General features: G+C 67.7%; 26 protein-coding genes. 20 read left to right on the top strand and 6 right to left on the bottom strand.

What is annotated here, in order from left to right; translation table 11 throughout:
* Positions 1-69: 69 nt before the first annotated feature.
* From QFZ47_RS13145 to QFZ47_RS13120, 6 genes are all read left to right on the top strand, one after another.
* The gene (locus QFZ47_RS13145) at positions 70-876 is read left to right on the top strand and encodes an alpha/beta fold hydrolase (protein ID WP_307656046.1); all 807 of its coding nucleotides are present in this window, start codon (positions 70-72) and stop codon (positions 874-876) included.
* Positions 873-2,045 (top strand): ABC transporter substrate-binding protein, encoded by a 1,173-nt coding sequence (locus tag QFZ47_RS13140; protein WP_307656045.1) that lies wholly within the window; start codon positions 873-875, stop codon positions 2,043-2,045. Before QFZ47_RS13145 ends, QFZ47_RS13140 begins: the two co-directional genes overlap by 4 nt.
* A gap of 158 nt (positions 2,046-2,203) precedes the next feature.
* Positions 2,204-3,076, top strand: a complete 873-nt coding sequence (locus QFZ47_RS13135; RefSeq protein ID WP_307656044.1) for a branched-chain amino acid ABC transporter permease — start codon at positions 2,204-2,206, stop codon at positions 3,074-3,076.
* A complete protein-coding gene (locus QFZ47_RS13130; protein WP_307656043.1) occupies positions 3,073-4,047 on the top strand; it encodes a branched-chain amino acid ABC transporter permease in 975 nt (324 codons plus the stop codon). The genes QFZ47_RS13135 and QFZ47_RS13130 overlap by 4 nt, the downstream gene beginning before the upstream one ends.
* Positions 4,048-4,177: 130 nt before the next feature.
* Positions 4,178-4,924 (top strand): ABC transporter ATP-binding protein, encoded by a 747-nt coding sequence (locus tag QFZ47_RS13125; protein WP_307656042.1) that lies wholly within the window; start codon positions 4,178-4,180, stop codon positions 4,922-4,924.
* Positions 4,925-5,011: 87 nt separating this feature from the next.
* Positions 5,012-5,713 (top strand): ABC transporter ATP-binding protein, encoded by a 702-nt coding sequence (locus QFZ47_RS13120; protein WP_307656041.1) that lies wholly within the window; start codon positions 5,012-5,014, stop codon positions 5,711-5,713.
* Between the two features lie 13 nt (positions 5,714-5,726).
* On the opposite strand, the gene QFZ47_RS13115 is transcribed toward QFZ47_RS13120, so the two are convergent.
* Positions 5,727-6,434, bottom strand: coding sequence for a Crp/Fnr family transcriptional regulator (locus QFZ47_RS13115; RefSeq protein WP_307656040.1), 708 nt, complete (start codon positions 6,432-6,434; stop codon positions 5,727-5,729).
* Positions 6,435-6,566: 132 nt separating this feature from the next.
* Here QFZ47_RS13115 and QFZ47_RS13110 point away from each other — a divergent pair, with 132 nt between their 5' ends.
* Genes QFZ47_RS13110 through QFZ47_RS13095 form a run of 4 tightly spaced genes read left to right on the top strand, consistent with a single transcriptional unit; the run spans position 6,567 to position 11,301 of the window.
* Complete coding sequence (locus tag QFZ47_RS13110; RefSeq protein WP_307656039.1) at positions 6,567-7,490, top strand: beta-keto acid cleavage family enzyme; 924 nt, start codon at positions 6,567-6,569, stop codon at positions 7,488-7,490.
* Between the two features lie 23 nt (positions 7,491-7,513).
* Complete coding sequence (locus tag QFZ47_RS13105; protein ID WP_307656038.1) at positions 7,514-8,506, top strand: Bug family tripartite tricarboxylate transporter substrate binding protein; 993 nt, start codon at positions 7,514-7,516, stop codon at positions 8,504-8,506.
* A 10-nt stretch (positions 8,507-8,516) separates the two neighbouring features.
* A complete protein-coding gene (locus tag QFZ47_RS13100) occupies positions 8,517-9,467 on the top strand; it encodes a 3-hydroxyacyl-CoA dehydrogenase NAD-binding domain-containing protein (RefSeq protein ID WP_307656037.1) in 951 nt (316 codons plus the stop codon).
* A gap of 16 nt (positions 9,468-9,483) precedes the next feature.
* Positions 9,484-11,301: a feruloyl-CoA synthase gene (locus tag QFZ47_RS13095; protein WP_307656036.1), complete on the top strand. Its 1,818-nt coding sequence runs from the start codon at positions 9,484-9,486 to the stop codon at positions 11,299-11,301.
* 24 nt (positions 11,302-11,325) lie between these two features.
* Here QFZ47_RS13095 and QFZ47_RS13090 read toward each other — a convergent pair whose 3' ends face one another.
* Complete coding sequence (locus QFZ47_RS13090) at positions 11,326-12,243, bottom strand: LysR family transcriptional regulator (RefSeq protein WP_307656035.1); 918 nt, start codon at positions 12,241-12,243, stop codon at positions 11,326-11,328.
* A gap of 140 nt (positions 12,244-12,383) precedes the next feature.
* Here QFZ47_RS13090 and QFZ47_RS13085 point away from each other — a divergent pair, with 140 nt between their 5' ends.
* Genes QFZ47_RS13085 through QFZ47_RS13075 form a run of 3 tightly spaced genes read left to right on the top strand, consistent with a single transcriptional unit; the run spans position 12,384 to position 15,516 of the window.
* On the top strand, positions 12,384-13,751 hold the full coding sequence (locus QFZ47_RS13085) for an MFS transporter (RefSeq protein ID WP_307656034.1): 1,368 nt from the start codon (positions 12,384-12,386) through the stop codon (positions 13,749-13,751).
* Positions 13,752-13,777: 26 nt separating this feature from the next.
* Positions 13,778-14,272 carry a GAF domain-containing protein gene (locus QFZ47_RS13080; RefSeq protein WP_307656033.1) on the top strand — a complete coding sequence of 165 codons (495 nt, stop codon included), beginning with the start codon at positions 13,778-13,780 and terminating at the stop codon, positions 14,270-14,272.
* Positions 14,269-15,516, top strand: coding sequence for a metal-dependent hydrolase family protein (locus tag QFZ47_RS13075; protein ID WP_307656032.1), 1,248 nt, complete (start codon positions 14,269-14,271; stop codon positions 15,514-15,516). Before QFZ47_RS13080 ends, QFZ47_RS13075 begins: the two co-directional genes overlap by 4 nt.
* Positions 15,517-15,541: 25 nt before the next feature.
* Here the strand turns inward: QFZ47_RS13075 and QFZ47_RS13070 are convergent, their stop codons facing one another.
* Positions 15,542-16,876, bottom strand: a complete 1,335-nt coding sequence (locus QFZ47_RS13070) for an AsmA family protein (RefSeq protein WP_307656031.1) — start codon at positions 16,874-16,876, stop codon at positions 15,542-15,544.
* 83 nt (positions 16,877-16,959) lie between these two features.
* On the opposite strand from QFZ47_RS13070, the gene QFZ47_RS13065 reads away from it, so the two are divergent.
* The 5 genes from QFZ47_RS13065 to minE all read left to right on the top strand — a co-directional run bounded on the left by QFZ47_RS13065 (position 16,960) and on the right by minE (position 20,805).
* On the top strand, positions 16,960-17,382 hold the full coding sequence (locus QFZ47_RS13065; RefSeq protein ID WP_307656030.1) for a hotdog fold thioesterase: 423 nt from the start codon (positions 16,960-16,962) through the stop codon (positions 17,380-17,382).
* 88 nt (positions 17,383-17,470) lie between these two features.
* Entirely contained in the window at positions 17,471-18,757 is a 1,287-nt protein-coding gene (locus QFZ47_RS13060; protein WP_307656029.1) for a solute carrier family 23 protein, read from the top strand.
* A gap of 121 nt (positions 18,758-18,878) precedes the next feature.
* A complete protein-coding gene (minC, locus tag QFZ47_RS13055; RefSeq protein WP_307656028.1) occupies positions 18,879-19,652 on the top strand; it encodes a septum site-determining protein MinC in 774 nt (257 codons plus the stop codon).
* 55 nt (positions 19,653-19,707) lie between these two features.
* A complete protein-coding gene (minD, locus tag QFZ47_RS13050; RefSeq protein ID WP_055807861.1) occupies positions 19,708-20,523 on the top strand; it encodes a septum site-determining protein MinD in 816 nt (271 codons plus the stop codon).
* Positions 20,524-20,526: 3 nt separating this feature from the next.
* Entirely contained in the window at positions 20,527-20,805 is a 279-nt protein-coding gene (gene minE, locus QFZ47_RS13045) for a cell division topological specificity factor MinE (RefSeq protein ID WP_307656027.1), read from the top strand.
* Between the two features lie 52 nt (positions 20,806-20,857).
* Here the strand turns inward: minE and QFZ47_RS13040 are convergent, their stop codons facing one another.
* Positions 20,858-21,775 (bottom strand): alpha/beta fold hydrolase, encoded by a 918-nt coding sequence (locus QFZ47_RS13040; RefSeq protein WP_307656026.1) that lies wholly within the window; start codon positions 21,773-21,775, stop codon positions 20,858-20,860.
* Between the two features lie 207 nt (positions 21,776-21,982).
* A complete protein-coding gene (locus QFZ47_RS13035) occupies positions 21,983-22,585 on the bottom strand; it encodes a TetR/AcrR family transcriptional regulator (RefSeq protein ID WP_307656025.1) in 603 nt (200 codons plus the stop codon).
* Between the two features lie 182 nt (positions 22,586-22,767).
* On the opposite strand from QFZ47_RS13035, the gene QFZ47_RS13030 reads away from it, so the two are divergent.
* Together QFZ47_RS13030 and QFZ47_RS13025 are read left to right on the top strand one after the other, a co-directional pair.
* Positions 22,768-23,712: a CysB family HTH-type transcriptional regulator gene (locus QFZ47_RS13030; protein ID WP_307656024.1), complete on the top strand. Its 945-nt coding sequence runs from the start codon at positions 22,768-22,770 to the stop codon at positions 23,710-23,712.
* 114 nt (positions 23,713-23,826) lie between these two features.
* Positions 23,827-24,096, top strand: a complete 270-nt coding sequence (locus tag QFZ47_RS13025) for a hypothetical protein (protein WP_307656023.1) — start codon at positions 23,827-23,829, stop codon at positions 24,094-24,096.
* A 93-nt stretch (positions 24,097-24,189) separates the two neighbouring features.
* Here QFZ47_RS13025 and QFZ47_RS13020 read toward each other — a convergent pair whose 3' ends face one another.
* The gene (locus QFZ47_RS13020; RefSeq protein ID WP_307656022.1) at positions 24,190-24,630 is read right to left on the bottom strand and encodes an RcnB family protein; all 441 of its coding nucleotides are present in this window, start codon (positions 24,628-24,630) and stop codon (positions 24,190-24,192) included.
* Positions 24,631-24,659 lie beyond the last annotated feature (29 nt).

Here is a 24,659-nt window from a genome sequence, read left to right as displayed (position 1 = left end):
ATGCACAGCTCTTGCCAGCGCCGCGAGCCCCCATCCCGGCCTTCCCCCAAAGGGGGAAGGAGCAACACCATGAGCACAACCGACTTCGCCACCATCTCCTGGCGCGGCCGCGCCGTGCAGATCGAGTGCCAGTGGATTTCCCCCGAGCGCACCGATGCCCCGCTCATCGTCTTTCTCCACGAAGGCCTCGGCTCCATCGCCATGTGGAAGGACTTCCCCGCGCAAGTCTGCAGCGCCGCCAACGCCCGCGGCCTCGTGTTCTCGCGCCCCGGCTATGGCCGCTCCACGCCGCGCGCCGACAACGAGATCTGGGACGTCGACTTCATGCACCGCCAGGCGCACGAAGTGCTGCCCGCGCTCTTCACCGCGCTGAAGCTCGACGCTGAAAAGCCCTGGCTCTTCGGCCACAGCGATGGCGGCTCGATCTCGCTGCTTTATGCCTCGCGCTTCCCCGACCGCGTCGAAGGCCTGGTGGTGCTCGCTCCGCACATCTTCGTGGAAGACGTGACCGTCGCGAACATCGAACAGGCGCGCACAGCGTACCTCTCCACCGACTTGCCGAAAAAGCTCGGCCGCTACCACGACAGCGCCGATTCGGCCTTCTGGGGCTGGAACCGCATCTGGCTGCATCCGCCCTTCCGCGCGTGGAACATCGAGGCCGAGCTCGACACCATCCGCTGCCCGGTGCTTGCCATGCAGGGCATCGACGACGAGTACGGCACGCTCGCGCAGATCCGCGGCATCACGGCGCGTGTGCCGGGTTGCGAACTGGTGGAGATCCCCGAATGCGGGCATTCCCCGCATCGCGATCAGCCGGATCGTGTCATCGTCGCGGCCACTTCTTTCATTACCAAAAACAGGAGACAGACACCATGACCATCCGCACCGCACGCCTGGCCCTCACGGCCATCGCCTTCGCTGCCCTCGCGTCGGCTGCCGGCGCCCAGGGTTCGGCCAAACTCAAGGTCGGCCTGATGCTGCCCTACAGCGGCACCTACACCGCTTTGGGCGTGGCCATCGAAAACGGCTTCAAGCTCTACGTCGACGAACACGGCGGCAAGCTCGCCGGCCGCGAGATCGAATACTTCAAGGTCGACGACGAGTCCGACCCCGCCAAGGCCACCGACAACGTCAACAAGCTCATCAAGCGCGACAACGTCGATGTGATCGTGGGCACCGTGCACTCCGGCGTCGCGATGGCCATGGCCAAGGCCGCGAAGGAAAGCGGCACCGTGCTGATCGTGCCCAACGCCGGCGCCGACGCCGTGACCGGCCCGATGTGCGCCCCCAACATCTTCCGCAGTTCGTTCTCGAACTGGCAGCCGGCCTTCGCGATGGGCGAAGTGGCGGCCAAGCAGCAGGGCAAGAAGAAGGCGATGACCATCACCTGGAAGTACGCGGCCGGCGACGAGTCGGTCAACGGCTTCAAGGAAGGCTTCGAGAAGAACGGCGGCAAGGTCGACAAGCAGCTCACGCTGCCGTTTCCCAACGTGGAGTTCCAGGCGCTCCTGACCGAGATCGCGGCGGCCAAGCCCGATGCGGTGTACGCCTTCTTCGCGGGTGGCGGCGCGGTGAAGTTCGTCAAGGACTACCAGGCGGCCGGCCTCAACAAGACGATTCCGCTGTATGGCCCGGGCTTTTTGACCGACGGCACGCTCGATGCGCAGGGCGACTCCGCGCAGGGGATGCTGACCACGCTGCACTATGCCGACGGCCTCAACACCGCGCGCGACAACGCCTTCCGCGTCGGCTACGCCAAGGCTTTCAAGCTGCAGCCCGACGTGTATGCCGTGCAGGGCTACGACGCGGCGCAGATGCTGGGCGTGGGCCTGGCCGCCACCAAGGGCGACATCGGCAAGAAGGCCGAGTTCACGGCCGCCATCGAGAAGGCCAAGATCGACAGCCCGCGCGGCACGTTCACGATGAGCAAGTCGCACAACCCGGTGCAGGACATCTACCTGCGCAAGGTGGAAGGCAAGGAGAACAAGCTGGTGAGCATCGCGATCAAGGGCCTGACGGACCCGGCGCGTGGATGCAGGATGTGATCGACCCACCCCCGTCCCTCGCTCACTTCGTGTAGCTCGACTCCCCCCTCGAGGGGGCGACACCAGCGGCCCGGCAAAGCCGGATCCGCGGTGTCTCACGAACAATCGCAGGCGCCTGGCGCCTGCTCCTTTCACGGTCTAACCGGGATGATCTCAACGTGGATTTCGGCACCTTCCTTGTCCAGTGCCTGAACTCGGTTCAGTACGGACTTCTTCTCTTCCTGGTGGCCTCGGGGCTCACGCTGATCTTCGGGATCATGGGCGTGATCAACCTTGCGCACGGCAGCTTCTACATGATTGGCGCCTACATGGCGTTCGCGCTCGCGCCGCTGTTCGGCGACCAGTTCCTCTTGATGCTGGTGGCTGGCGTGGTGCTGGCGGCCATCTTCGGCTACCTGCTCGAATGGGCCTTCTTCAGCTACCTCTACCAGCGCGACCACCTGCAGCAGGTGCTGATGACCTACGGGCTCATCCTGGTGTTCGAGGAGCTGCGCTCCATTCTCGTGGGCAACGACGTGCATGGCGTGAAGGTGCCGGCCTGGCTCGACGGCAGCTTTGCGCTGGGCAGCGTCATGAGCTATCCGTGGTACCGGCTCTTCGCTTCGGCCGCATGCATCGTGCTGGCAGTGGCGCTGTACTGGGTGGTCAACCGCACGCGGCTGGGCATGATGATCCGCGCCGGCGCGAGCAACCGCGACATGGTGCGGGGCCTGGGCATCGACGTGAAGCGGCTCTACCGCATCGTGTTCGCGGCCGGCGTGGCGCTCGCGGCGCTGGCCGGGATGATTGCCGCGCCGATGTCCTCGGTGTATCCCAACATGGGCGCGAGCGTGCTCATCATCTGCTTCGTGCTGGTGGTGATCGGCGGCATCGGCTCGATCACGGGCGCGCTCGTGGCCTCGCTGCTGGTGGGCTTCGTCGACACTTTCGGCAAGGTGTTCTTCGCGGACCTGAGCGGCATCGGCATCTACCTCTTGATGGCCATCGTGCTGATCTGGAAGCCCGAAGGGCTGATGGGGAGGCGGCCATGACCCAAGCCAACACTTCTTCCATGCGGCGCGGCGCGTTCATCGTGCCGGTGGTCTGCGCCATTGCCATCGGCGTGCTGGGCCCGTTGATGGGCAACTACGTCTCGGACTTCGTCGTCAAGGTGATGATCCTGTCGATCTTCGCGCTGAGCCTCGAACTGCTGGTCGGCATGACCGGGCTCGTGAGCCTGGGCCATGCGGCGTTCTACGGCATCGGCGCCTACGTCACGGTGCTGGCCTCGGGCAGCGAGGGCGGTAACCTCGCGCTGCTGCTGCCGGCGGCCATGGGCGCGGCGGCGCTCTATGCATTGTTCGTGGGCGCCCTGAGCCTGCGCACGCGCGGCGTGTACTTCATCATGGTGACGCTGGCCTTCGCGCAGATGGCCTTCTTCGTGTTCCACGACACCAAGGTGGGCGGCGGCAGCGACGGCATCTACATGTATGTGCGGCCGGCCATCGGCAAGCTCGACATGGAGAACCGCATGGTGCTGTTCTACGTGGTGCTCGCATCGCTGGTGTTCACCTACGGCCTCTTGGCACTGGTGCGCCGCTCGCGCTTCGGCGCAGCGCTGGCGGGCATCCGCGTGAACGAACAGCGCATGCGCGCGGCGGGCTTTGCGGTGTACGGCTACAAGCTCGCGGCCTTCGTGCTGGCGGGGGCGCTCGCAGGTCTTGCAGGTTTTCTTCTGGCCTCGCGCGACGGCGTGGTCAACCCCGAGCTGATGGCCTGGCACAACTCGGGCGAGGTGCTGCTGATGGTGATCCTCGGCGGCCTGGGCCATCTGCGCGGCGCGGTCATCGGCGCCATTGCGTTCACGCTGCTGAAGGAAATCTTCTCGACGCATGCGGTGATGGGGCCGCTTGCGGACCACTGGCAGCTGACATTGGGCATCGCGATCATCGTTTTCGTGGCCTTGCTGCCCAAGGGGCTGATCGGGCTCGCGAAGCGGCTCTCGCCGAAGGGGGCCGCATGACCTGCTCTCGCCTTCTGTCTTTCTCCCTCCCCTCCCGGGGGAGGGCCGGGGTGGGGGCACGCGGCGCCACCACCGCGCGCTCTGCCCGCCCCCATCCCCACCTTCCCCCGGAAGGGGAAGGAGCCAAGCCATGAACGCACTGCTTTCCGTCGAAGGCCTCACGCGCCGCTTCGGCGGCCTCACCGCCGTCAATGCCGTCACGCTCGACCTGCGCATCGGCGAAGTGCATGCCGTGATCGGCACCAACGGCGCGGGCAAGTCGACACTGATCAACATGCTCTCGGGCGAGATCGAGGCTTCCGAAGGCCGCATCGCGCTCGACGGCGTCGACATCACGCGCCGCGCCCAGTCGCGCCGCGCGCGCGACGGCGTGGGCCGCAGCTACCAGCGCACCACCATCTTTCCGGAGTTCAGCGTGCACGAGAACTGCCGGCTGGCCGCGCAGGCCGCCACCGCGAAGCCATGGGCGCTCTGGCAGTCGTCGCAGCGCTGCGCCACCAGCAATGCCTCAGCCGATGCGGCGCTGGAAGCCGCCGGCCTCGCGCATGAAGCGCAGCGCATCGCCGGCACCATGAGCCACGGCGCGCAGCGCCAGCTCGAAGTGGCGATGTGCCTCGCAACCCACCCGCGCGTGCTGCTGCTCGACGAGCCGCTCGCCGGCATGGGCGCGGAGGAAACCGACCGCATGCTGACCCTGCTCGCGCGGCTGAAATCGACCCATGCGATCCTGCTGGTGGAGCACGACATGGATGCGGTGTTCCGCATTGCCGACCGCATCACGGTGATGGTGAACGGCACGGTCATCGCCACGGGCGACCCGGCCTCGATCCGCGAGAACCCCGAAGTGCGCACGGCCTACCTCGGAGAGGATCATTGATGCCCCCACGCTCATCACTTCGTGTATTCGCTGCCCCCCGAGGGGGCGCTAGCCTCCCTAGGGGCGGCCCGTCGGGAGACCACTGACATGCTCACCGTCCGCGACCTCAACACCTATTACGGCAACAGCCACATCCTGCGCGGCGTGCATGCCGGCATTCCAGCCGCCACCTCGGTCGGTCTGCTTGGGCGCAACGGCATGGGCAAGACCACGCTGATCCGCAGCATGATGGGCTATGTGCGCCCCGCATCTGGCGAGGTGCAGGTCGACGGCCGCACCGTTACCGGCTGGCCGCCCGAGAAGATGGCGCGCCTCGGCATCGGCTACGTACCCGAAGGCCGCGGCATTTTCCCGAACCTCTCGGTGCGCGAGAACCTCGTGATGAGCGAGCGCGCAGGCATCGACGGCCGGCGCGCCTGGACCTTCGACCGCGTGATGGCCACCTTTCCGCGCCTGGGCGAGCGGCTCTCGCACGGCGGCCAGCAGCTCTCGGGCGGCGAGCAGCAGATGCTTTCGATCGGCCGCGCGCTCATGACCAACCCGCGCCTGCTGATCCTCGACGAGGCCACTGAAGGCCTGGCACCGCTGATCGTGGCCGAGATCTGGCGCGTGATCGGCGAGATCCGCGCGACCGGTATCGCCACCTTGATCGTCGACCGCGACTACCGCAAGGTGCTCGCCCACACCGACCTCGCGGTGGTGATGGAGAAGGGGCAGATCGTGCGGCACGGGGCCTCGGCCGATCTGCTGGCAGAGCCGCAGGCGCTGGAGGAATTGCTCGGGGTGTGAAGGAGCGTCGACGCTATTCGATGAAGCGCCGCAGTCCTTCGAGATCGATCACGGTGATGCCGCCGTATTCAATGCGAAGAAATCCCGCTTCCTTCAGCCGGTTCAGCGCCGCATTGCAGCGCTGGCGCGACACGCCGGAAAGATTGGCGATCTCTTCCTGCGAGGTCTGCAGATGCAGCTCGCTGCCCGGATACAGCCACGGATGGAACAGCCCCGCCAGCGCACGGGCCACCTGGCCGTCGGCGTCGAGCAGCCGGTGCGCCGCGTAGTTGCCCATGAACCAGTGCAGCCGCTCGTTGAGCTGCTGCAACAGGAAATGATCGAAGCCGCGCTGCGTGCGGTGCAGCCACTCGAAAGTCTCCAGCGGCAATTGGGCCACGCGGCTGGGCCGCAGCGCAATGACGTCGGCCGAGCGCGGAGCGCCACGCAGCAGCGTGCCTTCGCCGAACCAGCTGCCGACCGACAGCCCGCCGAAGGTGACCGAACGGCCGTCGCTCGAGGTGGTCGACCACTTGAGCAAGCCTTCGAGCGTGCCGTACCAGTGCAACGGCGTATCGCCGCGCCGGCACAGCGCGGCGCCGGCCGCGACTTCGACCTCGCGGATTTCGTCGAGCACGCGCTCGCGCGCCGCTTCGTCGAGCAGCGGAAACCAGGCCGAGTGCTGCAGCAGCTGAGGAATGGTCAGCGATGCCGCCTTGATGGCCGGCTTCGTCGTGGGCATGAAATGAAAGCTCCTGAAGGCGCGGGTGCGTAAACCCTGAGCCTAAATGTCGTCGCGATGACTGAGTGTGCCTGCGCCGCCAAAAATAATACCCGCGCCCCTCATGAAAGAAGACACCAGGAGACCCGGAGCATGTCGTCGAAGCGCAAAGTGATCGTGACCATCGCCCCCACCGGCGGCATGGCGCACAAGTCGCAGAACCCCCACCTTCCCACCCAGCCCGACGAGATCGCGGCCGACGTGCTGCGCTGCTGGAACGCCGGCGCGAGCGTGGCCGCCATCCATGCGCGCCGCCCCGACGACGGTGCCACCTGCAACGCCGATGTGTACCGCGACATCAACACGCGCATCCGCGCGGCTGGTTGCGACATCGTCATCAACAACTCCACCGGCGGCGGCGTGCATGGCGACATGGTGAAGCCGCTGGCCGGCGAGCGCTGGGAAATCGCATGGGAAGAGCGCATCAAGGGCATGGATGCCGGTGCCGAGATGTGCACGCTGGACGCGACCACGCTCAACCTGAGCTTCGAGGGCCGGCAGATCCTGATGGACACGCCCATCACCCGCGGCCGCGAACTCGCGGCCGGCATGAAGGCGCGCGGCATCAAGCCCGAGTGGGAGGTGTTCAGCCCCACGCACATCTTGCAGGACACGGCCACGCTGATCGAGGAGGGCCATGACGACGAGCCCTACTTCATCAACCTCGTGATGAACGTGCACCGCAACTTCCAGAACGCGATGCCGTATTCGCCGCGCTTCCTGCAGATGATGGTCGACACCTTGCCCAAGGGAAGCATCTTCGGCGTGAGCGGCATCGGCCCCTCGCAGCTCGAGGCCAACGTGGCGGCGCTGCTGCTGGGCGGCCATGCGCGCGTGGGGCTGGAAGACAACCTCTACTTCCGCCATGGCGAGCTCGCCACCAACGTGCAGCTGACCGAACGCATCGTGCGCGTCATCCATGAGCTCGACATGGATGTGGCCACGCCGGCCGAAGCAAGGCAGATGATGGGGCTGCCTCGCAGAGGCGGCCCGCGCCCCGAATTCGCGCCGCGCTGATGAAGAAACCAAGGAGACATTCCATGAACACCCGCCGCCATTTCCTCCACACGTTGGGCGCAGCCACTGCGCTGGGCGCCCTCTCGCCGCTGGCCGCGCTGGCCCAGGCGTTCGAGCAGGTCAAGATCTACTACGGCTTTCCGGCCGGTAGCGCCGGCGACAGCGTGGCACGCCGCGTGGGCGAAAAGCTCGCGGGCTCGGCCTATTCCCGCAACATGGCCGTGGTCGAGAACAAGCCGGGCGCGGGGGGCCGCATCGCGCTGGAAACCCTCAAGAGCGCGCCGGCCGACGGCAGCGTGCTGGCGCTGTCGCCGTTCTCGTGCACCTCGATCTACCCGCACATCTACAGCAAGCTCAGCTACGACCCCAGCAAGGATTTCGTGCCGGTGTCGATTGCCGCGGTCATGCACCACGGCCTCGCGGTCGGCCCGCTGGTGCCGCCCGAGGTGCGCACCGTGAAAGACTTTCTCGCCTGGGCCAAGGCCAACCCGAACCAGGCCAGCTACGGCTCGCCGGCGGCCGGCTCGACGCCGCACTTCATCGGCGCACTGCTGGGCCTTAACAACGGGGTCGATCTCAAGCACGTGCCCTACCGCGGCTCCATCCCGGGCGTGACCGACGTGGTGGGCGGGCAGATCGCCGCCATGGTCACGCCCAGCGGCGACTTCATTCCCAACCACAAGGCCGGCAAGCTGCGGCTGCTCGCCACCTCGGGCAAGGCGCGCTCGCCGTTCTCGCCCGAGGTGCCGACCTTTGCCGAGCAGGGCTTCGCGGAGCTGACCACCGAGGAGTGGTTCGGCTTCTACGCACCGGCCCGGACGCCCGCGAGCGTGGTGGCCACGGCCAATGCGGCGATCAACGCAGCCATCAAGGAAAAGGTGGTGACCGACAGCCTGGCCGTGGTCGGCCTGATCGCGCAGGGCTCCACGGCCGAGGAGATGGCGCGCTCGCAGCGGGCGGAGGCCGAGCGCTGGGGCCCGCTGGTCAAGAAGATCGGCTTCACGGCGGATTCCTGAGGCGAAGCAGATGGAACCGATTGCCATTACACGTGTCGCGGTGGTTGCCACCGGCGTCATCGGCGCCAGCTGGGCCGCCTTCTTCCTCGCGCGCGGCCTCGACGTGGAGGCCACCGACCCTTCGCCCGATGCCGAGGCGCGGCTGCGCGCGGCCGTGGCGGCGCACTGGCCCACGCTGGAACGCTTCGGCCTGGCAGCGGGTGCCTCGGCCGGGCGGCTGCGCTTCCACGCGCGGCTCGAGGACGCGGTGGCGCAGGCCGACTTCGTCCAGGAGAGCGGCCCCGAGCGGCTGGATTTCAAGATCGACCTGTTCCGGCGCATGGACGAAGCCGCGCCGGCGCATGCCATCCTGGCGTCGAGCTCCTCGGGGCTTGCCATCAGCGCGGTTCAGGCCGAATGCCGGCACCCGGAGCGCGTGGTGCTGGGCCATCCCTTCAACCCGCCGCACCTGATCCCGTTGGTGGAGGTGGTCGGCGGCGAGCGCACCTCGGACCAGACCATCGAGCGCACCATGGCCTTCTATGCCGCTGTCGGCAAGCGGCCGATCCATGTGAAGCGCGAGGTCAAGGGCCATATCGCGAACCGGCTGCAGGCCGCGCTCTGGCGCGAGGCCTTCCACCTGGTCAACGAGGGCGTGGCGAGCGTGGCCGACATCGACACCGCCATTGCGCACGGCCCCGGCCTGCGCTGGGCGGTGATGGGGCCGTTCATGAACCTGCACCTCTCGGGCGGCGCGGGCGGCATCGAACATGTGCTCGCGCACCTGGGCGGGCCGATCGAGGATTGGTGGAAGGACCTGGGCGCGCCGGCGATGACGGCAGAGCTGAAGCAGAAGGTGGCCGAGGGCGTGGCCGAGGAACTGGGCGCGCGGCGCGTGGCCGAGCTCGAGGCCGCCCGCGACATCCTGCTGTTGGACCTGATTCGCGCCAAAGCCGACACCGGCAGACTCGATCAGGAATGACTGCCCCCGGGCTTATATGACAGACAACGACTTCCTCCTCGACCCCAGCCAGATCGCCCCGCCGCGCACGCTGCGCATCGACTTCGACGACGGCTCCTTCGCGCTGCGCTCGCCGATGGCGCTCAAGCCCTATGCGCGCTGCATCGGCGAATGGCTGGAGCGCTGGGCGCGCGAAACGCCCGAGGCGCTGGCCTTCGCGGAACGCGACGACAGCGGCGAAGGCTGGCGCAAGCTCGACTACCGCGCGCTGCGCGAGGCCGTGGGTGCGGTGGCGCAGGCGCTGCTCGACCTGGAGCTGCCGGCCGAAAAGCCCATCGTGATCCTCTCGGACAACGCGATCGACCACGCGGTGCTGATGCTCGCGGCCATGCACATCGGGCGCACCGCATGCTCGCTGTCGAGTGCGTATTCGCGCATGGCCAAGGACCCGTCGCGGCTGCACGGCATGCTGCAGGCGCTGCAACCCGCATTGATCTACGCCTCGGACGCCAAGATTTACGGCGGCGCGCTTGCGGGCTGCGGCGTCGAGGCGTTCACCGTGTTCAGCCGCCATGCAGATGCGCATGCCGGCGCCCTGCCCTTCGCGCAACTGCTGCAGGCGAGCGAGACGCCGGCCGTGATGCAGGCCTACGAGGCCATCCTGCCCGACACCCATGCCAAGTACCTGCTGACCTCGGGCTCCACCGGCAAGCCCAAGGTGGTGATCAACACGCACCGCATGCTCTGCGCCAACCAGCAGATGATGGCGCAGACCTGGCGATTCCTGAACAAGGAAACACCCGTGCTGGTCGACTGGCTGCCCTGGAGCCACACCTTCGGCGGCAACCACAACCTGCACATGGTGCTCGCCCATGGCGGTGCGCTCTACATCGACGAGGGCCGGCCCGCGCCGGGCCTGATCGAGAAGACCGTGCGCAACCTGCGCGAGGTGAAGCCCACGCTGCTGTTCAACGTGCCGCGCGGCTTCGACATGCTGCTGCCCTTTCTCGAAGCCGACGAGGCGCTCGCGCGCGAGGTGTTCTCGCGCCTGCGGCTGGCCTTCTATGCGGCCGCGGCGCTCGCGCCCTCGACCTGGCAGCGGCTCGAAGCCGTGGCGCAGCGCGTGCGGCCCGAGCGGCCGCTGTGGCTCACCACCTCATGGGGCGCCACGGAGACTTCACCGGCCATCACCTCCGCGCACTGGAAGCTCGATGGCGCGGGCTGCATCGGCGCGCCGCTGCCGGGGCTCGAACTCAAGTTCGTGCCCAATGGCCAGAAGCTCGAGATGCGCGTCAAGGGCGTCTCGGTGTTTCCGGGCTACCGCCATGCGCCGCGCGAAACGGCCGAGGCTTTCGATGAAGAGGGCTACTACCGCATCGGCGATGCCGGCTTCCTTGCCGACCCCACCGAGCCCTCGCAAGGCGTGATCTTCAACGGCCGCGTGGCCGAGGACTTCAAGCTCTCGAGCGGCACCTGGGTTTCGGTGGGCACGCTGCGCGTGAAGCTGGTGTCGATGCTGGCGCCGCTCGTGCAGGACGTGGTGCTCACGGGCCATGACCGCGACGAGATCGGCATGCTGGTGTTCGCGGGCCCGCAGGCCGCCTCGCTCGCGCCGCAGACGCTGGCCGAGCGGATCGGCGAGGTGCTGCGCACGCTGCAGGCCGAAGGCGCGGGTTCCTCGCAATGCCCCACGCGCGCGCTGGTGCTCGCCGAACCGCCGAACCTGGACGCGGGCGAAATCACCGACAAGGGCTACATCAACCAGCGCGCGGTGCTCACGCGCCGCGCGGCCGAGGTGGCGCGGCTGCATGCCGGTGCGCACCACGACCTGCAGATCATCCGCCTGCGCGACTGATCGGCCCGCCGCGGTCTCACGAGTTCAGGAAGGCTGCTCGAACTGCGCCAGCAGCATGTTCTTGAGCCACTGGTGCAGCGCCGAGGTCTCGTGCCGCTGGTGCCAGAACAGCTCGATGACGCGCGGCGGCGCGTCGAGCGGCACGGGCATCCGGCGCAGCCCGGCCAGGCGCGTGGGCTCGAAGCGCCCGGACCACGGCAGCACCGCGATCAGGTCGGAACGGCGCACCACCTCATAGGCCGCGTGGTAGTGGTTCACCGTGGCGACCAGGTTGCGCTGCAATCCGCGGCTGTGCAGGAAGAGGTCGTAGGTCGGCATGGTCTTGCCGACCAGGCTCACGTCGACATGGCGCGCGGCCAGGAATTTCTTCAGCGGGATCTTGTCCGCGCGCGCCAGCGGATGGCCCGTGCGCAGCACGCACACGAAGTCGGGCGACCACAGCGCCCTCGACTTGAGGAAGGCCGGCCGCTGCACTTCCTCGTTGTAGACGCTGATCGCGAAGTCGGCCTTGTTGTCCGCCAGCACCTTGTCGAAGTCGACCAGCGTGTTGGGGATGGCGTGGATCTGCATCGACGGCGCGGCCTTGCTCAGCGTGGCGGCCAACCGGGGCACCACGATGCTCGACACGTAGTCCGACATCGCGATGCTGAGGCTCGCGGTGCTGCGCAGGGCGTCGAAGCGCTCTCCTTCCAGCGTGCCGCGGATCGCATGCAGCGACTGCGAAAGCGGCTCCCACAGGTCGATGGCGCGCCGCGTGGGGTTGACGCCCGCGCCGCTGCGCACGAACAGCGGATCGTCGAAGGTTTCGCGCAGGCGGCGCAGCGCATTGCTGACCGTGGGCTGGGTGAGCGACAGCTTGCGGGCGGCGCGCGTGACGTTGCCTTCGGTCATGAGGGCCTCGAACACCTTCAGCAGGTTGAGGTCGGCGGAGCGGTAGTTCATTCAGTCGGCCGTCCAATCATTCATGTGCTCTATAAACACAATTACCAGTATAAATTTGTCGTTATATCCCGCCGATCCTACGATCGGGCGCGTCGTCCATGCCGCGTTCCTGATCGAAACCCGTCGTCGAGGTAAACCACATGACCATGCTGTCGGCTCGCATCGAGCGCCTGCCCTTCTCCGGCTTCCACCGCCGGCTGCTGCTGATGGGAGGCCTCGGCTACACCTTCGACGCGATGGACGCCGCGGTGATCGCCTTCGTGCTGCCGGTACTGCGCACCGACTGGGGCCTGAGCAGCGTGCAGATCGGCGTGCTGGCCAGCGCGAACTTCATCGGCTTCTTCTTCGGCGCGCTGGTGGCCGGTGCCTGCGGCGACCTGATCGGGCGGCGCAAGGTGATGATGTCGGCGCTGGCGATCTACTGCGTGGCGTCGCTGTTCAGCGGCATGGTCAACGACTGGACGCTCTTCCTCGCGCTGCGCATCGTGGCCGGCTTCGGCGCCGGGGCCGAGAGCGCGATCATCGCGCCCTACCTGTCGGAGTTCGTGGCGCGCCGCTACCGGGGCACCTTCACGGGTGCGCTGGCCGGCTTCTTCTCGTTCGGCTTCGTGGCCGCGGCCCTGCTGGGCTACTTCATCGTGCCGGCGCATCCGCAGGGCTGGCGCATCGTCATCTTCATCACGGCGCTGCCCGTGGTGCTCTTGCTGTGGTGGCGCCGGGCGCTGCCGGAATCGCCGCGCTGGCTCGAAAGCCAGGGGCGGCTGGGCGAGGCGGACGCGATCATGGATGCGATGGAAGCCGACCACGTGCGAGGCGGCCACGCCCTCCCCGTGCTCAACGCCCAGGACGTGGCCGCGCCGCCGCCCAGCGCGAGCCGCGGCAAGCTGCTGAAGAACTACGCGACGCTGGTGTCCGGCAAGCTCATCCGCATCAGCAGCATGACCTGGCTGATGTGGCTGTCGATCACCTTCAGCTACTACTCGTTCTTCACCTGGATTCCGAGCCTGCTGATCCAGAACGGCATGACGATCACCAAGAGCTTCGGCTATTCGCTGGTGATCTACATCGCGCAGATTCCGGGCTACTTTTCAGCCGCATGGCTCAACGAGCGCATCGGCCGCCAGGCCACCATCGTGAGCTACATGCTGCTGGGCGGCGCCTCGGCGCTGGGGCTGGCGTTCACCCACAGCGACGGGCAGATCATGCTGGCCGGCGTGCTGCTTTCGTTCTTCATGAACGGCACTTACGCGGGCGTCTATGCCTACACGCCCGAGGTGTTCCCGACCCAGGTGCGCGCCACCGGCTCCGGCCTGGCGTCGGCCATCGGCCGCATCGGCGGTATCACCGCGCCGATCCTGGTCGGCTTCGTCTATCCGTCGCTGGGCTTTGCGGGCGTGTTCGGCATGACGACGGGGGTGCTGCTGCTGGGTGCGGCGGCCGTCACGTTCATGGGCATTCCGACGCGCGGCCGCTCGCTCGAAGACATTGCGGCGAGCGAACTTTCCTGAACCGTTCATCCATGTTGCAAAGCTCCTTGACCGAATCACTCTGCGCCGTGGCGCAGGCCCATGCCGACACGCAGCAGCCGCAAGCCACCTTCGACGCGCTCGACAAGGCGGTGGCCGCGACCATCGGCCATCGCCTGTTCACCATCCTGGTCCACCACCGCGCAGAGCGCGAGTCGGAGCGCGTGTACACCAACATGCGCGAGGCCTACCCGGTGGGCGGGCGCAAGCCGATCACCGATTCGCCCTGGATGCAGCAGGTGATGCAGCGCGGCCTGCCCTACATCGGCCGCAATGCCGAAGACCTGCGCGACGTGTTCTACGACCACGAGCTCATCGTGTCGCTGGGCTGCCGCAGCGTGCTGAACATTCCGCTGCGCTGGCGCGGCGAGACGCTGGGCACGCTCAACATGCTGCACGAGGAAAACTGGTACGGCACCCGGCACATCGAACTCGCGCGCCTGTTCGCGCAGCTCGCGGTGCCGGCCGTGCTGTCCCCGGACACCAGGGAGACCATGGCATGACGAACACGGTACTTTTCAGGAACGCCCACCTGCTCGATCCGCTGCGCGGCGAGCTGCTGGAAGGCCACGACGTGCTGGTCGAAGAAGGCGTGGTGCGCGAAGTCTCCGACAAGCCGCTCCAGAGCCAGGCCGCGCGGGTCATCGACGTGAAGGGCAAGACCCTGATGCCCGGCCTGATCGACCTGCACGTGCATGTGATCGCGGTGGAGCTCAACCTCGCGCGGCAGGTGCACATGCCCAATGTGCTCATCACGCTGCGCAGCGTGCCGATGCTGCGCGGCATGCTGCGCCGCGGGTTCACCACGGTGCGCGATGCGGGCGGCGCGGGCTTCGCGTTCAAGCAGGCGGTGGAGTCCGGCCTGGCGCAAGGGCCGCGCCTCTTCGTCTCCGGGCGCGCGCTGAGCCAGACCGGCGGGCATGGCGACATGCGGGCGCGCTCCGACTTCCTCGACCCCGCTGCGAGCTGCCCGACCTGCGTGCGCGTCGGCGCGCTGGCGCGCGTGGTCGATGGCGTCGACGCGGTGCGCAGGGCCGTGCGCGAAGAACTGCAGATGGGCGCGGACCAGATCAAGATCATGGCCTCCGGCGGCGTGGCCTCGCCGACCGACCCGGTGGGCGCCTTCGGCTACAGCGAGGACGAGATCCGCGCCATCGTGCAGGAGGCCGAGGCGCGCGGCACCTACGTGCTGGCGCACGCCTACACCGCAGCAGCCATTGCGCGGGCCGTGCGCTGCGGCGTGCGCACCATCGAGCACGGCAACCTCGTCGATGCGCCCACGGCGGCGCTGATGGCGCAGAGCGGTGCCTACGTGGTGCCGACGCTGGTCACCTACGACGCGCTGGCCAACGAGGGCGAGCGCCTAGGCCTGCCGAAGGAAAGCGTGGCCAAGGTGGCCGACGTGCGCGAGGCCGGCCTGCGCTCGCTGGAGATCTACAAGGCGGCGGGCGTGAAGATGGGCTTCGGCTCCGACCTGCTGGGCGAATCGCAGCGGCTGCAGAGCGACGAGTTCCGCCTGCGCGCCGAGGTGCTGTCGCCGGCCGAAGCCATTGCGAGCGCCACCGTGGTCGGCGCCGAGGTGCTGGGCATGCCCGACCGCCTGGGCCGCCTGGTGCCGGGCGCGCTGGCCGACATCCTGGTGGTCGATGGCAACCCGCTGCGCGATGTGTCCTGCCTGCTCGGGCAGGGCGAGCGCATTCCGCTGGTCATGAAGGAAGGCGTGGTCCAGTTCAACGAGCTGGAATAGCAAGCAGCGGCACCCCAGCCCCGCCTCAGGGCGACGCCCGCGCCCCCTGGCGGGGTGCCGGCTTTTTCCTCTTCGCCGGCTCTTCCGCGCCGAAGAGCTTTTCCAACTGCTGCCCCGCCCGCGCGCCGAGGGCCGTGCCCACGCCGGGCAGCAGCGCGGTGCCGACCGCGGCGCCGGCCAGCGCGCCGCCGGTCAGCGACACCTCGGGCTCGCTCATCGTCCCGCCGATCTTGAGCGGCATGCCGACCACGCCGTCGACCAGGTCCACCGCCATCTCGCCGTCCAGCTTGCGATTGAAGAGCCGCAGGTGGCCGCTGGCCGTGAGCATGCCCGAGCGCGCCTTGAGCCCGGTGTAGCGCATCACGACGCCGTCGTCGGTGCCCTGCGTGTCGAGAACGCCGGTGAGCTCCTCGAGCGGCGTGGTGCCGCCACGGCTGATGCCCGCGGTGGTCACGGCCTTGGCCAGGTCCAGCCGCGTGAGCGTGGCGGGCTGGACCGAGAAGGCGGTGCGGGTGCGCAAGTTGCGCATCAGCGCGCCCACCTCGCCGGCCTCGGCCACCAGCGTGGATCGGCCAGAGAACCTGCCGGCCACGGCGCTGCGCCGGCCGAAGGCCTGCACCATGCCCTCGATGTCCACCTGCCGCGGCTCGAGCTCGGCCGACACGCGCAGCAGGTCGTCCGGCAAGGCCTCGAACCAGGTCACGCCGTTCGCCGTGCCGCCGCCCACGTCGATGCGGGTGCGCCAGCGGTCCTGGCCGGCGGCGCGGTCCAGGCGCAGCCGTGCGGGCGGCGACGCGCCGGCGCGCTCGATGCGCAGCTGGCGCGGACGCCAGCCGGCATCGAAGGTGATTTCTCCGTCGTAGGCCAGCGCGACGCCGCGCCGGTCGATCCAGCTCAGGTCGCGCCAGCGCAGCTTTTCGAGCGGAACGGGCGCCAGCGTCCAGGGCACGGGCAGCGCGACGATGTGGCCGCCCTCCTTCGGCTTGGGGCCCTTGCCGCGGAACGCGCGCACCGCGTCGCGCGGCAGCACCAGGCTTTCGATCTCGACCTCGTCGATGGCGATGACCCGGCGCAGCAGCTCCCGCAGCTTGAGCTGGACCGTGATGCGGCGCAGCGTGACGGGGCGCGGCTGGTCGGTGGCCACGTCGGACAGCACCAGCACGGGGCTGGGCCACAGCGCCCAGTGCGCGCCGCCGATCCGCAGGCCCACGCCGAAGCGCTTCTCGAAACCTTCGGCAATGCGCGCGGCCACTTCCTCGTCGCTTGGCAAGCGGGAGGCCGCCACCCACACCAGCGCGCCGGTGCCCAGCAGCAGGACCGCGGCAATGCCAATGAGCCAACGGCGGACAGGGCGTTTCATCCGGCCAACTTAGCACGCAAAGGCGACTGCCGTTGTCAGCCCCCGTCGCTATAGTTTCCCAAACCCTGCACCGGAGAAACCGAATGCGTATCTGGAAAAAAGAAATCTCGGTCGAGGCACTGACCCGCAACCACATCGGCACCGCCGTGTCCACGCTGGGCATGGAATTCCTGGAGGTGGGGGACGACTTCATCCGCGCCCGCGTGCCGGTGGACGAGCGCACGCGCCAGCCCTACGGCATCCTGCACGGCGGCGTGTCGGTGGTGCTGGCCGAAACCTTGGGCTCCTGCGGCGCGCACTACTCGGCCCCCGAAGGCGACCGGGCCGTGGGGCTGGACATCAACGCCAACCACATCCGCTCCGCGAGCAGCGGCTGGGTCACGGGCACCGCGCGGCCGGTGCACCGCGGGCGCACCACGCAGGTGTGGCAAATCGACATGACCAACGACGCAGGCGAATTGACCTGCGTCTCACGCATCACAATGGCGGTGCTGCCGCCGCGCTAGCGAAGACAAGAAAACCCGCCCGGCACACGGGCGGCAGCGGGCCGAGAGAAGCCCCCCAGGAACATAACTACCGAGGAGATAACCACTCATGAGCAACCTGTTCAGCTGGCGCGAAGTCGCCGCCACCGAGGGCCGCGTGGTCGCGCCCGACGAACGCCTGCCCTGGCTGCAGACCGGCGCGATGGGCGTGCAGCACGTGATCGCGATGTTCGGCGCCACGGTGCTGGCGCCCATCCTCATGGGCTTCAACCCCAACATCGCCATTCTGATGAGCGGCATCGGCACGCTGATCTTCTTCCTGGTGACCGGCGGCAAGGTGCCCAGCTACCTGGGCTCGAGCTTCGCGTTCATCGGCGTGGTGATCGCGGCCAGCGGCTATGCGGGCAAGGGGGCCAACGCCAACATCGCGGTGGCGCTGGGCGGCATCGTGGCCTGCGGGGTGGTCTACATCCTGATCGGCGCGCTGGTGCAGGCCATCGGCACCGGCTGGATCGAGCGCTTCATGCCGCCGGTGGTCACGGGCGCGGTGGTGGCGGTGATCGGGCTCAACCTGGCGGGCGTACCGATCAAGAACATGGCGGCCAGCAATTTCGATTCGTGGATGCAGGCCGTCACCTTTCTCTGCGTGGGGCTGGTGGCGGTGTTCACGCGCGGCATGCTGCAGCGGTTGCTGATCCTGGTCGGGCTGATCCTGGCCACGCTGGTCTATGCGGCGCTGACCAACGGCATGGGCCTTGGCAAGCCGGTGGACCTGGGCGGTATCGCCAACGCGGCCTGGTTAGGCATGCCGACCTTCACCGCGCCGGTGTTCACCACCAATGCCATGCTGCTGATCGCGCCCGTGGCGATCATCCTGGTGGCCGAGAACCTGGGCCACCTGAAGGCGGTCACGGCCATGACCGGCCGCAACCTCGATCCGTACATCGGCCGCGCCTTCATCGGCGACGGCATTGCCACCGTGGTGAGCGGCGCCTCGGGCGGCACCGGCGTGACCACCTATGCCGAGAACATCGGTGTGATGGCGGCCACGCGCATCTACTCGACGGCGGTGTTCGTGGTGGCCGCGCTCATTGCGCTGGTGCTGGGCTTCAGTCCCAAGTTCGGCGCGCTGATCCAGGCGATTCCGCTGCCGGTGATGGGCGGCGTGAGCATCGTGGTGTTCGGCCTCATCGCCATTGCGGGCGCCAAGATCTGGGTCGACAACAAGGTCGACTTCTCGCAGAACAAGAACCTGATCGTGGCGGCCATCACGCTGATCATCGGCACCGGCGACTTCACGCTGAAGTTCGGCGATTTCGCGCTCGGCGGCATCGGAACCGCGACTTTCGGCGCGATCATTCTTTACGCACTGCTCGGCAGATCGCGCAACGCCTGAGCCTTTTAAAAGTGAAACCTCGTGCAATAAATGTTCTGTGGGGTGATTGAAGCGGGGGCCGGTCACTGGCCGGAAGCCCGCGCCCGTTAGACTTCAACGCTTTTCGCACCGACGTTTTCCAATGGCCGATGTCTCCGCCGCGCGCACCAAGGCGGTTTTCGAATTCAAGAGCGCCACGCTGCCGCTGATTGCAGTGATCCTCAAGACGGCCGATCTGGCCGTGCTGGCCGAGGCCCTCGACGCTCAGCTGGCCGACTCGCCCGATTTCTTCGAGCAGGAGCCGGTGGTCATCGACCTCTCGCAGCTGCAGCCGGACGAAGAGGGCGGCGAGGAACCCGCCGAGCTCGACTTCGCGGCGCTGCGCGGCCTGCTGGCGCGCCACCAGACGCAGCCCATTGCGGTGCGCGGGGGCAACGACGCCCAGAATGCGGCGGCCCGCGCGGCCGGCCTGTCGCTCACGGCCATGCCGGCGGCGCCCGCGCCGCGCTCCCCGGCACCGCCGGCCGCTTCGCCGGCGCACGCCAGCGAAGCGCCGCAGATCGTGCGCGAAGTGCCGGTGCCGGCCAACGGCACCCTGCTGATCGACAAGCCGCTGCGGTCGGGCCAGCAGGTCTACGCCCGCGGCGGCGACGTGGTGGTGACCGCGGTGGTGAGCTTCGGCGCCGAGGTCATTGCCGACGGCAACGTGCACGTCTACGCGCCGCTGCGGGGCAAGGCCATTGCCGGCGCGCGCGGCAACACCGAGGCGCGCATCTTCTCGACCTGCATGGAAGCGCAGCTCGTGGCCATCGCGGGCATTTATCGCACCAATGAAGTGCCGCTGCCGGACCCGGTGCTCGGCAAGCCGGCCCAGATACGCCTCGATGGCAAGAAGCTAGTGATCGACGCGATCTGATGTGCCGCGGCGCATCCGACAACCAACAACCAAATCGAAACAAGAAGGAATGGCCATGGCCAAAATTGTGGTGGTGACCTCAGGCAAGGGCGGCGTCGGCAAGACCACGACGAGCGCCAGCTTCGCGTCGGGCCTCGCGCTCGCGGGCAAGAAGACGGCGGTGATCGACTTCGACGTGGGCCTGCGCAACCTCGACCTCATCATGGGTTGCGAACGCCGCGTGGTGTACGACCTGATCAACGTGATCCAGGGCGAGGCCAACTTGAGCCAGGCGCTGATCAAGGACAAGCAGTGCGACAACCTGTTCGTGCTCGCGGCCTCGCAGACGCGCGACAAGGAAGCGCTCACGCAGGAAGGCGTGGAAAAGGTGTTGACCGACCTCGCCGCCATGGACTTCGACTACATCGTCTGCGATTCGCCCGCGGGCATCGAGACCGGCGCGATGATGGCCATGCACTTTGCCGACGAAGCACTGGTGGTGACCAACCCCGAGGTATCCTCGGTGCGCGACTCCGACCGCATCCTGGGCATGCTCAGCAGCAAGACCAAGCGGGCGAAGGAAGGCGGCGACCCCATCAAGGAGCACCTGCTGATCACCCGCTACAACCCCAACCGCGTGGCCGGCGGCCAGATGCTCTCGCTGGAAGACATCCAGGACATCCTGCGCATCAAGCTGATCGGCGTCATTCCCGAGTCGGAAAGCGTGCTGCAGGCGTCGAACCAGGGCGTGCCGGCCATCCACGACAAGGAAACCGACGTGGCCAAGGCCTACAGCGACGTGGTGGCGCGCTTCCTGGGCGAAGACAAGCCGATGCGCTTCGTCGACGCCGAAAAACCGGGCTTCTTCAAGCGAATTTTCGGAGGCAAGTAGGCCATGTCCTTTTTCTCGTTCCTGCTCGGCGAAAAGAAGAAGACGGCCAGCGTCGCCAAGGAGCGGCTGCAGATCATCCTCGCGCACGAGCGGTCCAGCCTCAGCGGCAAGAAACGCCCCGACTACCTGCCCGACCTGCAGCGCGAGCTGATGGCGGTGATCTCGAAATACGTGAAGATCAATGCCGAGGACATCAAGGTCCACCTGGAAAAGCAGGACGACCTGGAAGTGCTCGACATCAAGATCGAACTGCCCGACCCGACGCCCTCGCCGGCGCGCTGAAGAAAAAACGACGCGCGGCGGGTGGCACTGCCCGCCCGCGCTCGCCCGCCGCTCAGGGCTGCGCCACGAAGCGCACCACCTGCCGGACCACGTCCTCCTCCTTGAGGATGCGGCGGTGCCCCAGCCCCTGAGTGGCCACCAGCTGCGCCCCCTCGATGGCATCGCGGTACGCCTCGGCATCGGCAAAACGGTTCACGCGGTCGTCGCGGTCATGCACGATCAGCGTCGGCTGCGCGATGCGCGGACCGACGGCCACCGGTTCGAGCTGCGCCATCAGGATGCCTTCGCGCGCCTCGAACAGCCGCTGCATGGCCAGGCGCGTCGCCTCGCTGAGGCCGAAGGTGTGCGCGAAGTAGCGCGTGAATTCGCGCGCTGAAGCGGGCGGCGCGAGCAGCACCATCCGTTCTGCACTCAAGCCCCGGGCGGCAGCCAATGCGAGCCCGTTGGCACCCATCGAATGGGCGACCACCGCGCGCAGCGCATGGCCGTCGGCCGCCAGCCTTGCAACGACATACGCGATGGCGCGGGCGAACTGTGGCGAATTGCTCATCGTGCCCGCGCTGCGGCCATGGGCCGGCAGCTCGAGCAGCACAGGCCGCAGGCCCGCATCGGCCAGCGCCTGCGCCAGCGCCAGCATCTGCCCCGCATGCCCGCCCCAGCCATGCACCAGCAGCACGATGGGCGCGGATTCCGCGCCGGAATCCTGCGCAGCGAGGTGATAGATGCCGAGGCTTGCGTTCTCGAAGGCCCAGCCTTCGCGCCGCCAGCCGGTGCCGGGGCCCTGGCCGCGGTAGAGCCACTTGGGCGGCAGCGGCGTGCCGAACACCCGGTAGGCGGCGCGCACACCCAGCGCGGGCCAGAAGCGCTGCGAGGTGGTCAGGCCGAAGCGCAATGTGCGCATCAGGCGGCCCGGACGGTAGTAGTTCGACTGGGCGGCATGCGTGGCCGCGGAGGTGGTGGTGCTCGTCATTCAATGGGCTCCCGCGTTCAGTACCAGACCCAGTCCTCGTTGCTGCGCGGCAGGCTGCGCAGCGCATCGCGGACCGCTTCGGCGCCGATGGCGCCCACGTAGACGACAAGACAGAGGGTGATGATCAGCATGGTGTTTCTCCTTTTTATCGCACGATCGTGCGAAATCAAGACAAGATGAACGAACGAAACCTGCCTGTGCCGTGGCTCAGGCGCGGTAGCTGGAAAGAAGCCGCTGCCAGGTCTGCATGGCGCGGTCGGCGGCCTGGGGGTCGCGCAGGAAGCGCGCGTCGTGCAGCAGGCCCATGACGAGGCCATTGAGTTCGCTGACCACCTGCGCGGCATCGGTGTCGGGCCGCAGCTCGCCGGTTTCCACGGCCTGCAACACCGTGCGTCGCAGTGCGGCACGCCAGCGCGTGATTTCGTCGAACAGCAGGTCGCGCAGCTCGCCTTCGCGGTCGTCGTATTCGAACGCGCCCGCCATGTAGATGCAGCCGGTTTCGGCCTCGATGTCGCGGGTGCGGGCGATCCAGCGCCCGACGATGTCGTTGAGCCGCGCAAGGCCCTTGGGCTTTTGCATCGCCGGCACGAACACGTCGGCCAGGAAGCGGCGGCCGTACTCCTCGATCACCGCCTTCTGCAGCGCCTCGCGCGAGCCCACGCGGGAGAACACCCCGCTCTTGGAAAGCGCCAGGCGGCTGGCCACGGCCTGCAGCGTGATGGCTTCCAACCCTTCGGCCAGGGCGAGATCGATGGCCGCGCCGACGATGGCGGCGCGGGTGAGTTCGCTTTTCTGGGTCTTGGCGTCCATGCGCCTCATTTTAGCACAGTCGTGCGAAATTGCAATTCGCTCGCAGCCCCACCGGCAGAAGATCGGTACAGATGATTTGCTCATGTGAAACCAACAAACGCATCGTTCCCCGCATAAGCACTTCTGCCGAGAATCGCCGCTCGGCCCGGTCCGGGCCCCCTTCCTCCGATCTTTCGCGCCAGATGAACTTCCAACAACTGCGCTCGGTACGCGAGGCCGTTCGTTGCGGCTTCAACCTGACCGAAGTCGCCCATGCCCTTCATACCTCCCAGCCGGGCGTGAGCCGGCAGATCCGCGAGCTGGAGGAAGAGCTCGGCATCGAACTTTTCGTGCGCGCCGGCAAGCGGCTCACCGGGCTCACCGAACCGGGTGGCCATGTGCTGCCGATCATCGAGCGCATGCTGATGGAGAGCAGCAACCTGCGGCATGCGGGGCAAGAGTTCGTGGCGCAGCAGAGCGGCCTGCTGTCGGTGGCCGCCACGCATTCGCAGGCGCGCTACGCGATGCCGGTGGCGGTACAGGAATTCCGCGCGCAATTTCCCAACGTGAAGCTGCATCTGCACCAGGGCTCGCCCAAGCAGATCGCGCAGATGCTGATCGACGGCGAGGCCGACGTGGGCATTGCCACCGAGGCGCTGGGCGACTATCCCCAGCTGGTGGCCCTGCCCTGCTATCGCTGGACGCATTCGGTCATCGTGCCGCCGGGCCATGCGCTGCTCGATGCGCCGCTGACGCTCGAGGCGCTCACGCGCTATCCGCTGATCACCTACGACACCGGCTTCACCGGGCGCTCGCGCATCGACGAGGCCTTTGCACAGCGCGGGCTCGCACCCAACATCGTGCTGGCCGCGATGGACGCCGACGTGATCAAGACCTACGTGCAACTGGGCATGGGCGTGGGCATCGTGGCCGGCGTGGCGTACGAGACGGAGCGCGACACGCAATTGCGCGCGCTCGATGCGGGCCGGCTCTTCGGCATCAACATGACCAAGCTCGCGGTGCGGCGCGGCAACTACCTGCGCAAGTACGTCCATGCGTTCATCGAATCGTTCGCGCCCACCTTGACCCGGGCGGTGGTCGAGAAGGCGCTGGGCGATGAAGCGAAGGGCTCGCACTACGAAATCTAGGCCTCGCGCAACCTATTCAACGCTTGCCGCAACAGGTTTGTAAAAGATGCGTGCGGCTTTACACAGCGGGCGTACATTCGGGTTAATTCCTTGGCTTCCCGGAACGGATCAGCAATGGCATCGACCCCGCAGCAGCAACAGAAAACAAGGGCCGCCCTGAAGGCCGCCAGCGCCGACGCCGCCGCTGAACGGCGCGAGCGCCTGAGACGGGCGCTCCCCGCCACGGTGGAACTGCTGCAGAGCCGGCAGGCGGACCGCATCGACGACAGCGACATCGAGGCCTACGTGAGCCTGAACTGGCTCGAATGGCATGGCGGCGGCTTGCGGCTCACCATCACCGGGCGCAATGTCTGCGCCCAGTCGCTGCCCACCGTGGCAGCCTGAGAAGCTCGCCGCTTCAAAAACAAAAGGCCGCCGCAGGAAAAAACCTGCGGCGGCCTTGAAGCTCGGCGCGCAGCGGGCCGCGCGCTTGGCTCCTTATTGGCTTCCGACGATGATCTGCGCGATCACGCCGGACGCAATGGCCGCGAGCACGTAGTCGCCGCCCACGCCCACCCACTGGTAGCCGCGCGGCGGCTGCTGCAGGCGGTAGGCACGCCAGTCGTTCACCACGTAATTGCGGCCGCGGTATTCGTTGGGCACGCGTCCGCCGCGGCGCCACTCGGCGTGCGGCTGGGGGTAGCCGGCGCGGTCGAACTGCCGGCCTGGCCGATAGTCCTGGCGGCCGTAGCGGTCGCCGCGGCGGTCGTCGTGCCGGTCGAAGCGGCGGTCCTGTTGTTCGTAGCGGCCGTTGCCTTGATCGTTGCCGCGGTCATGGCCGCGGTCGTGGCCCCGGTCCTGTGCGAAGGCGCTTCCCGCTGCCATGCACATCGCGAGCGCCGCAGCAGCGACGGCCATGCTCTTTGAATTGATGATCATCTGGAACTCCTTCGTGTTGATGACGGGTC

It is taken from the genome of Variovorax paradoxus, from assembly GCF_030815975.1.
In the GTDB taxonomy this organism is placed as follows: domain Bacteria; phylum Pseudomonadota; class Gammaproteobacteria; order Burkholderiales; family Burkholderiaceae_C; genus Variovorax; species Variovorax paradoxus_N.
This window is presented reverse-complemented; position numbering and strand designations above follow the sequence as displayed.

Coding starts and splice junctions, on each gene's coding strand:
- QFZ47_RS13020 (WP_307656022.1), bottom strand. CDS start 24,630: ATGATCATCAATTCAAAGAGCATGGCCGTCGCTGCTGCGGCGCTCGCG.
- QFZ47_RS13065 (WP_307656030.1), top strand. CDS start 16,960: ATGCGTATCTGGAAAAAAGAAATCTCGGTCGAGGCACTGACCCGCAAC.
- QFZ47_RS13115 (WP_307656040.1), bottom strand. CDS start 6,434: ATGCCCACGACGAAGCCGGCCATCAAGGCGGCATCGCTGACCATTCCT.
- QFZ47_RS13120 (WP_307656041.1), top strand. CDS start 5,012: ATGCTCACCGTCCGCGACCTCAACACCTATTACGGCAACAGCCACATC.
- QFZ47_RS13070 (WP_307656031.1), bottom strand. CDS start 16,876: ATGAAACGCCCTGTCCGCCGTTGGCTCATTGGCATTGCCGCGGTCCTG.
- QFZ47_RS13095 (WP_307656036.1), top strand. CDS start 9,484: ATGACAGACAACGACTTCCTCCTCGACCCCAGCCAGATCGCCCCGCCG.
- QFZ47_RS13085 (WP_307656034.1), top strand. CDS start 12,384: ATGACCATGCTGTCGGCTCGCATCGAGCGCCTGCCCTTCTCCGGCTTC.
- QFZ47_RS13090 (WP_307656035.1), bottom strand. CDS start 12,243: ATGAACTACCGCTCCGCCGACCTCAACCTGCTGAAGGTGTTCGAGGCC.
- QFZ47_RS13130 (WP_307656043.1), top strand. CDS start 3,073: ATGACCCAAGCCAACACTTCTTCCATGCGGCGCGGCGCGTTCATCGTG.
- QFZ47_RS13105 (WP_307656038.1), top strand. CDS start 7,514: ATGAACACCCGCCGCCATTTCCTCCACACGTTGGGCGCAGCCACTGCG.
- minD (WP_055807861.1), top strand. CDS start 19,708: ATGGCCAAAATTGTGGTGGTGACCTCAGGCAAGGGCGGCGTCGGCAAG.
- QFZ47_RS13025 (WP_307656023.1), top strand. CDS start 23,827: ATGGCATCGACCCCGCAGCAGCAACAGAAAACAAGGGCCGCCCTGAAG.
- QFZ47_RS13125 (WP_307656042.1), top strand. CDS start 4,178: ATGAACGCACTGCTTTCCGTCGAAGGCCTCACGCGCCGCTTCGGCGGC.
- QFZ47_RS13030 (WP_307656024.1), top strand. CDS start 22,768: ATGAACTTCCAACAACTGCGCTCGGTACGCGAGGCCGTTCGTTGCGGC.
- QFZ47_RS13145 (WP_307656046.1), top strand. CDS start 70: ATGAGCACAACCGACTTCGCCACCATCTCCTGGCGCGGCCGCGCCGTG.
- minC (WP_307656028.1), top strand. CDS start 18,879: ATGGCCGATGTCTCCGCCGCGCGCACCAAGGCGGTTTTCGAATTCAAG.
- QFZ47_RS13075 (WP_307656032.1), top strand. CDS start 14,269: ATGACGAACACGGTACTTTTCAGGAACGCCCACCTGCTCGATCCGCTG.
- minE (WP_307656027.1), top strand. CDS start 20,527: ATGTCCTTTTTCTCGTTCCTGCTCGGCGAAAAGAAGAAGACGGCCAGC.
- QFZ47_RS13100 (WP_307656037.1), top strand. CDS start 8,517: ATGGAACCGATTGCCATTACACGTGTCGCGGTGGTTGCCACCGGCGTC.
- QFZ47_RS13035 (WP_307656025.1), bottom strand. CDS start 22,585: ATGGACGCCAAGACCCAGAAAAGCGAACTCACCCGCGCCGCCATCGTC.
- QFZ47_RS13040 (WP_307656026.1), bottom strand. CDS start 21,775: ATGACGAGCACCACCACCTCCGCGGCCACGCATGCCGCCCAGTCGAAC.
- QFZ47_RS13060 (WP_307656029.1), top strand. CDS start 17,471: ATGAGCAACCTGTTCAGCTGGCGCGAAGTCGCCGCCACCGAGGGCCGC.
- QFZ47_RS13110 (WP_307656039.1), top strand. CDS start 6,567: ATGTCGTCGAAGCGCAAAGTGATCGTGACCATCGCCCCCACCGGCGGC.
- QFZ47_RS13140 (WP_307656045.1), top strand. CDS start 873: ATGACCATCCGCACCGCACGCCTGGCCCTCACGGCCATCGCCTTCGCT.